This is a genomic window from Acinetobacter sp. R933-2, from assembly GCF_030325485.1.
GTDB classification, from domain to species: Bacteria; Pseudomonadota; Gammaproteobacteria; order Pseudomonadales; family Moraxellaceae; genus Acinetobacter; species Acinetobacter sichuanensis.
Map to the genome: position 1 here is coordinate 220708 of NZ_JACAIJ010000007.1, position 1563 is coordinate 222270.

Annotated in this window: 1 pseudogene; it reads right to left on the reverse strand. The window is 40.3% G+C overall.

The annotated features are described in order from the left end of the window. Positions 1–1563: pseudogene (locus HX005_RS10515) on the reverse strand (hypothetical protein); the annotation flags it as partial.

The window sequence follows — 1563 nt, forward strand, 5'->3', positions numbered from 1 at the left end:
AAACCAGTTACGAGATCAAGAGATAACAAGCCGCCAAGTAAGCCATCAACTAAGTTGCTTACAAGGTCAAGTGATAATAGACCACCCAAGATGCCGTCTAATAAACCAGTTACGAGATCAAGAGATAACAAGCCGCCAAGTAAGCCATCAACTAAGTTGCTTACAAGGTCAAGTGATAACAAACCACCCAAGATGCCATCTAATAAACCAGTTACCAGATCAAGAGACAACAAGCCGCCGAGTAAGCCATCAACTAAGTTGGTTACAAGGTCAAGTGATAATAAGCCACCTAAAAGACCACCTAATAAACCAGATACAAGATCAAGAGACAACAAGCCGCCAAGTAAACCATCAACTAAGTTGGTTACAAGGTCAAGTGATAATAAACCACCCAAGATGCCGTCTAATAAACCAGAGACTAAATCAAGAGATAACAAGCCGCCGAGTAAGCCATCAACCAAGTTGGTTACAAGGTCAAGTGATAATAAGCCACCTAAAAGACCATCTAATAAACCAGAGACTAGATCAAGAGACAACAAGCCGCCGAGTAAGCCATCAACTAAGTTGCTTACAAGGTCAAGTGATAATAAGCCACCTAAAAGACCATCTAATAAACCAGATACAAGATCAAGAGACAACAAGCCGCCAAGTAAACCATCAACTAAGTTGGTTACAAGGTCAAGTGATAATAAACCACCCAAGATGCCGTCTAATAAACCAGAGACTAAATCAAGAGACAACAAGCCGCCGAGTAAGCCATCAACTAAGTTGCTTACAAGGTCAAGTGATAATAAGCCACCTAAAAGACCATCTAATAAACCAGATACAAGATCAAGAGACAACAAGCCGCCAAGTAAACCATCAACTAAGTTGGTTACAAGGTCAAGTGATAATAAACCACCCAAGATGCCGTCTAATAAACCAGAGACTAAATCAAGAGATAACAAGCCGCCAAGTAAGCCATCAACAAGATTAGTTACAAGGTCAAGTGATAATAGACCACCCAAGATGCCGTCTAATAAACCAGTTACCAGATCAAGAGACAACAAGCCGCCAAGTAAGCCATCAACTAAGTTGGTTACAAGGTCAAGTGATAATAGACCACCCAAGATGCCGTCTAATAAACCAGAGACTAGATCAAGTGATAACAAGCCACCAAGTAAACCATCAACCAAGTTGGTTACAAGGTCAAGTGATAATAAACCACCTAAAAGACCATCTAATAAACCAGAGACTAAATCAAGTGATAACAAGCCACCAAGTAAGCCATCAACTAAGTTGGTTACAAGGTCAAGTGATAATAGACCACCCAAGATGCCGTCTAATAAACCAGAGACTAGATCAAGTGATAACAAGCCACCAAGTAAACCATCAACCAAGTTGGTTACAAGGTCAAGTGATAATAAACCACCTAAAAGACCATCTAATAAACCAGAGACTAAATCAAGTGATAACAAGCCACCAAGTAAGCCATCAACCAAGTTGGTTACAAGGTCAAGTGATAATAAGCCACCTAAAAGACCATCTAATAAACCAGATACAAGATCAAGTGACAACAAGCCG